Annotated in this window: 5 protein-coding genes; all 5 read left to right on the top strand. The window is 52.5% G+C overall.

The window, feature by feature from the left end; genetic code table 11:
- The coding region (locus tag Q7O77_RS13685; RefSeq protein ID WP_304168306.1) for a glycosyltransferase at positions 1 to 1,025 on the top strand (1,025 nt) is incomplete at its 5' end.
- Positions 1,026 to 1,039: 14 nt separating this feature from the next.
- Positions 1,040 to 1,894, top strand: coding sequence for a glycosyltransferase family 2 protein (locus tag Q7O77_RS13690; protein WP_304168308.1), 855 nt, complete (start codon positions 1,040 to 1,042; stop codon positions 1,892 to 1,894).
- A 36-nt stretch (positions 1,895 to 1,930) separates the two neighbouring features.
- The gene (locus tag Q7O77_RS13695; RefSeq protein ID WP_304168311.1) at positions 1,931 to 3,355 is read left to right on the top strand and encodes a mannose-1-phosphate guanylyltransferase/mannose-6-phosphate isomerase; all 1,425 of its coding nucleotides are present in this window, start codon (positions 1,931 to 1,933) and stop codon (positions 3,353 to 3,355) included.
- Between the two features lie 15 nt (positions 3,356 to 3,370).
- On the top strand, positions 3,371 to 4,738 hold the full coding sequence (gene cpsG, locus Q7O77_RS13700; protein WP_304168315.1) for a phosphomannomutase CpsG: 1,368 nt from the start codon (positions 3,371 to 3,373) through the stop codon (positions 4,736 to 4,738).
- A 279-nt stretch (positions 4,739 to 5,017) separates the two neighbouring features.
- On the top strand, positions 5,018 to 5,821 hold an 804-nt coding region (locus Q7O77_RS13705), incomplete at its 3' end, for a hypothetical protein (protein WP_304168318.1).

A 5,821-nucleotide genomic window follows, 5' to 3' on the forward strand; every position in this document is an offset into this window, starting at 1 on the left:
ACCCCAAGGCCCTGGCGTACTGCCGGGAGTACGGACATTTCGATCAGATCATCACTTTGCCGATCAAAACGGTGAAATTTGCCTCGCTGGTGACCTGGTTTATGTGGGGTGACATACTGAAAATAAAGAAAATTTTGCAGAAATGTCATGCCACGTCCGTCATCGTTTCTCAGGGACGCATCGAAATCGGCAATCTGGGCAGCATGGCGGCCCGCCTGATCTCGGTTCCTGTCACGTCCTATATCCCGATGGCGCACGGCTACGTTGAGCTGTACGGCAAGAGCGCGACCAACGTCTTCAAGGATGCGCTCTGCGCCATTCTCTATCGGCTGCCTGCACGCTACATCACCATCAGCGATTCCGTCAAAGCGTCACTGCAGCAAAAAAGCGGCCGCGACACGCCTGTCGACGTGGTGGCGAATTATATCGATCGTAAGCCGCAGGCCGACGTCGCCCGTGCGATTACGCCGCTTACCGCTGTGCCGCCGGACACATTTACGCTGGTGATCCCGGGTCGACTGCTGGACAAGCAGAAAGGGCAAATCGACTATCTCACCGCGTTGAAGACGGTGATTGCCCGGCAGCCAAACGTGAAGTGCTTTCTGGTCGGGGATGGGGAAGATAAAGCGCGTATTCGCGACTTTATTACAGCGAATCAGCTGCATAACCACGTTGAGCTGCTGGGAAACCGCGACGATATGCTGGCGATTATGTCGCAGGCGGATTTGATTGTGATCCCCTCCAAATTCGAAGGCGTACCGCTGGTGCTGATCGAGGCCGCATTATTGAATAAAAAAATAATTGCTTCCCGGATTGATGGAATTAAGGATTATCTCAACGCCACCTTCCTCTTCGAGAGTCATAATATCGACGAAATGAGCCGGGTGACCTTACAGCATATGACATCGAGCGGGGAAGATAATTACCGAGAGTCGCTGAAGGCATTAATCCAGCGTCATCAAAATGACTTCGTTAATGATTTTTATGCGGCCCTGATTCAGCCGTCGGTTGAAAGCGCATCGTAATAAAGGAACCTATAATGCATTGCAATTATGTCGTTGTCGTAGTGCTTTATAATAAACAGGTCGCCGCGTCTACGACATTATCTACGCTGGCGGATTATGACTTTAAAACCGCTAAGCTGATCATTCATAATAATGGTCCGCAGGCGCTCGACATTGATACGGCTTCCTCCAATGCTTTTCAACAAAGTTTCGGAAAAGTCGAATTGATTAATTGTCTGGATAATCCTTCGCTGAGCGTAATTTATAATCGTTATATTCAATCTCATCCAGAAGCGGAAAAATTTGTTTTACTGGATGACGACACCACGATTAACGAAACATTTCAGCAGGCGCTATTGAAAGGGACGGCGGACGTGGAGTGCCCGAAAATTATTTCGGTCTTCGATAAAGAAACTTATTACCCCATGTCGCACAATGCCGTGGTGGCTGATGCCGAAGTGCTGGATCCGTTTTCTGCGGTATCCATCGGTTCGGGGCTGATTATTCATCGTTCGCTGGTCGATAAGTTTCGCCAGCACGGCCTGTCATTGTTCGACGAGCACTACGCGCTCTATGGCGTTGACACCAGCTTCTTCCGCCGCATCCATCTGCTGGCCCATAAAGGCGTGACGATCACGCTGAGCACGACTTGCTATTTGATGCACTCCTTGTCCAGAACGGAAGGGGCAATGAATGACTTCAGAAGAAAAGAAAGAATATGGGACCTGGCTATTTCGACGCGGCAATATCCCAGTGTCAGAGGGTATTACGTCTTTTTGAAAAGACTGTTATCCGATCTGTGCGCATTCAAACTCGGTGATACGTTTCTGCTTATCTCGGCTTTTATTGCGGGTAGACACCCAAAATGTCGGACGCTGAAAAATCAGTAGCCTTCTTTTCCACTCAGATATTTTCCAGGATACGCTATGTTAACTATTATTCCCGTCGTAATGGCAGGCGGAACAGGCAGTCGTCTATGGCCTTTATCCCGCGAATTATTCCCCAAACAGTTTTTAACGATTGGCGAATCTGTAGGAAGTCTGCTGCAAAACACGGTGACAAGAATTGAAGGGATCGAAAATATATCGATAAAACCCCCACTGGTTATCTGTAATGAAAATCATCGTTTTCTGGTCGCCGAGCAATTAAGAGAAATCGACAAGATTGATAACAATATTATTCTCGAACCGGTGGGAAAAAATACCGCACCGGCCGTCGCTTTAGCCGCGCATCTGGCGAATCAGAACGATCCCGACAGTTTGCTGCTGGTATTAGCGGCGGACCATCTGATTAAGAAAGAAGATCATTTCCACGCCGCTATTATCGACGCGGTGCACTACGCGGCAAATAATCAGCTGGTGACGTTTGGCATTATTCCGGAATATCCGGAAACCGGTTATGGCTATATCAAAAAGGGCGAGGGGCTGTCGGATTCCTGCTTCCGCGTGGATGCCTTTGTCGAGAAACCCGATTTGGCGAAAGCCGAAGCGTATGTCGCCAATGGCGGCTACAGCTGGAACAGCGGCATGTTTCTGTTCAAGGCGGGAAAATATCTGGAAGAGCTGGAGAAGCACAGCCCGGACATCTATCGGATCACCCGCGAAAGCATCGAACGCAGCCAGAAAGATTTGGATTTCATCCGCGTCGATGCGGAGAGCTTCGCGCAGTGCCCGAGTGATTCCATCGACTACGCCGTGATGGAAAAGACCAGCGATGCGGTCGTGATCCCCATCGATGCAGGCTGGAGCGACGTCGGTTCGTGGTCTTCGCTCTGGGATGTCTCCGCTAAAGATGAAAACGGCAACGTCAATGTAGGGGAAGTGATCTCCTTTGACTCCCGCAACAACTACATCTCTTCCGAATCGGCGCTCGTCGCCACTATCGGACTGGACGACGTCGTGGTGATCAATACCAACGATGCGCTGCTGATCTCTCGCAAAGATCGCGTTCAGGACGTCAAGAAAGTGGTCGAAGAGCTGAAACATCGGGGCTGCCACCATTTCCGCGAGCACCAATACTCCTTCCGCCCGTGGGGCAACATTTCCAATATCGATGCGGGCGACCGTTATCAGGTGAAGCGCATCGTGGTGCATCCGGGCCAGGGGCTGTCGCTACAGCGACACTACCATCGCGCAGAGCACTGGGTGGTGGTGAGCGGTACCGCAAAAGTGAACGTGGATAACAAAGAATTTTATCTGTCGGAGAACCAGTCCACGGTGATCCCGACGAATAGCGTACATACGCTGGAAAATCCCGGGCAGATCGACCTGATCATGATCGAAGTACGTTCGGGGCATCACATAACGGAAGACGACATCGTCAGATTGAAAGATCGCTATGGTCGCGTTTAAGAGAGGGGATCGGTAATGGATCAGTTGACCTGCTTTAAAGCCTATGACATCCGCGGGCAGTTGGGCGAAGAACTCAATGAAGATATCGCTTATCGGATAGGCCGCGCTTACGGCGACTATTTGAAGCCTAAAGCGATTGTGCTGGGCAGCGATGTCCGCTTGACCAGCGAAAGCCTGAAGTTGGCGCTGGCCAAAGGGCTGCAGGATGCGGGCACCGATGTGATCGATATCGGTCTGTCGGGCACGGAAGAGATTTATTTCGCCACCTCGCATCTGAAAACGGACGGCGGTATTGAAGTGACCGCCAGCCATAACCCGATCAACTACAACGGGATGAAACTGGTGCGCGAAAACTCGCGGCCGATCAGCGGCGATACCGGACTGCGCGAAGTGCAGCGCATTGCGGAAAGCAACGCATTTTCCAACGATGGACGCCCCCGCGGCAGCTACCGCAAAGAGAATACGCTTCCGGCCTACATCGAGCATATTCTGTCCTACATCAGCTTGGACAACCTGACGCCGCTGAAACTGGTCGTGAACTCTGGGAACGGCGCGGCAGGGCACGTTATTGATGCGATCGAGGCGATATTCAAACAGAAGAACGTGCCGGTTGAATTTATTAAGGTTCACCATCAGCCCGACGGCCACTTCCCGAACGGCATTCCTAACCCGTTGCTTCCTGAGTGTCGCGCCGATACCGCGAACGCCGTGCGTGAAACGGGCGCTGACATGGGGATCGCGTTCGACGGCGACTTCGACCGTTGCTTCCTGTTTGATAATCAGGGCAACTTCATTGAGGGTTATTACATCGTCGGGCTGTTGGCCGAAGCGTTCCTGAAGAAAAACCCCGGCAGTAAAATCATCCACGATCCGCGCCTCAGCTGGAATACCGAGGATATCGTCACCACCGCCGGCGGCCAGCCGGTGATGTCGAAAACCGGTCACGCCTTTATTAAAGAGCGTATGCGGTCTGAAGATGCGATCTACGGCGGCGAAATGAGCGCGCACCATTACTTCCGCGATTTCTTCTACTGCGACAGCGGGATGATCCCGTGGCTGCTGGTAGCGGAGCTGTTAAGCGTTAAGCAGCAGCCGCTGGCGGATATGGTGAAGTCCCGCATCGAAGCCTATCCCTCGTCCGGTGAAATCAACGTGACGCTGACGGAGCCGGCCATCTCGATTAACAACGTCAAAACGCACTATGCCGCGACGGCAGAGGCGATTGACGAGACGGACGGCATCAGCATGTCTTTCGGCACCTGGCGCTTCAACCTGCGTTCTTCCAACACGGAACCGGTGGTACGCCTCAACGTCGAGTCGAAGAATGATATCCCGCTGATGAAACAGAAAACGGATGAAATTCTGGCGCTGCTTTCCGAGTAGGCCTTATTGCGTGAGGCTCCGGTTTATCACCCCGCAGGTGAGTCGAATGAACGCGACGCGGGCGGATCGCCAGACCTCACGGGAATACGTGGACTGAAACCACAGGCTGGCCGGTTTTAATGCGCCAGCCTGTGGATCGAAGACTGAACGAGTGGACATGAGGTATCGCGCTGTTGTCGCGCGTTAGTACCGATGTCGTGTCATTGAGCCGCATTTCCCGTTCGTGGACCACTATTGAGTAGGTGAGAGGCCAGTATGCAGAACGTCAAGAAAACGTCCGTGTGTTTATATTTATTGTCATCTTTGGCTTTCGCTTCTTTCGCCGCGCAGGCGGCAGGAAAAAGCGAACAGGATTACTTCAGCGATAACAATAAATATATATACAGCGATCTTACGACCAAGCATTTCGCGTTGCAGAGGTTGCCTGACGACGGGGCGGTCATCGAGGCCTATCAATATGACGATCTTGGTAACCTTCTGGCGATCCCGTTCTTCAAAAAAGTCCTTCGAAGCAGTGACAACGGCGGCGCAATTTCGCCTACCGTCGATATCACGTTTCCGGCGCTGGGCCTGTACAAAATCAACATCATCGACGGCAACGATAAGAAGCTCGATGAACGTAACGTCGCGCTCATTCCGCCCGTCGGCCCGCTCAACGATGCGGTGGGCGTAAACACCCATTTCGGCCAGGGGCGTTGGGACGCAAATAAGGCGATGCCGCTCGTTCAGGCGGCGGGTATCGGCTGGATCCGCGATGAGATCCCGTGGAGCACGGTGGAAAAAAGCAAAGCGCGTTTCGTCTATCCCAACTACGTGGACAACTATCTTCGACTGGCGAGTCAGCTGCAGGTCAAACCGCTGGTGGTGCTGGATTACGCCAATGAACGCGTCTATCCCGGCCCTATCGCCGGTAACGCCGAGCACTTCGCCAACTATGCCAAAAATACGGTATCCCGCTATCACGAAACGGTGAAACACTGGGAAGTCTGGAATGAGCCGCGTCCCCAAACCTTCGGCACCAAGGATTGGGCAGGCTATACGGCGTTTTTGAAGCAGGTGTATACTGCTTCAAAAACGCCGTAT

The organism is Lonsdalea britannica, from assembly GCF_946477055.1.
GTDB lineage: Bacteria > Pseudomonadota > Gammaproteobacteria > Enterobacterales > Enterobacteriaceae > Lonsdalea > Lonsdalea britannica_A.

Excerpts from the sequence above, each read along its gene's own strand:
- Q7O77_RS13695 (WP_304168311.1), top strand. The coding sequence starts at position 1,931 with ATGTTAACTATTATTCCCGTCGTAATGGCAGGCGGAACAGGCAGTCGT.
- Q7O77_RS13690 (WP_304168308.1), top strand. The coding sequence starts at position 1,040 with ATGCATTGCAATTATGTCGTTGTCGTAGTGCTTTATAATAAACAGGTC.
- cpsG (WP_304168315.1), top strand. The coding sequence starts at position 3,371 with ATGGATCAGTTGACCTGCTTTAAAGCCTATGACATCCGCGGGCAGTTG.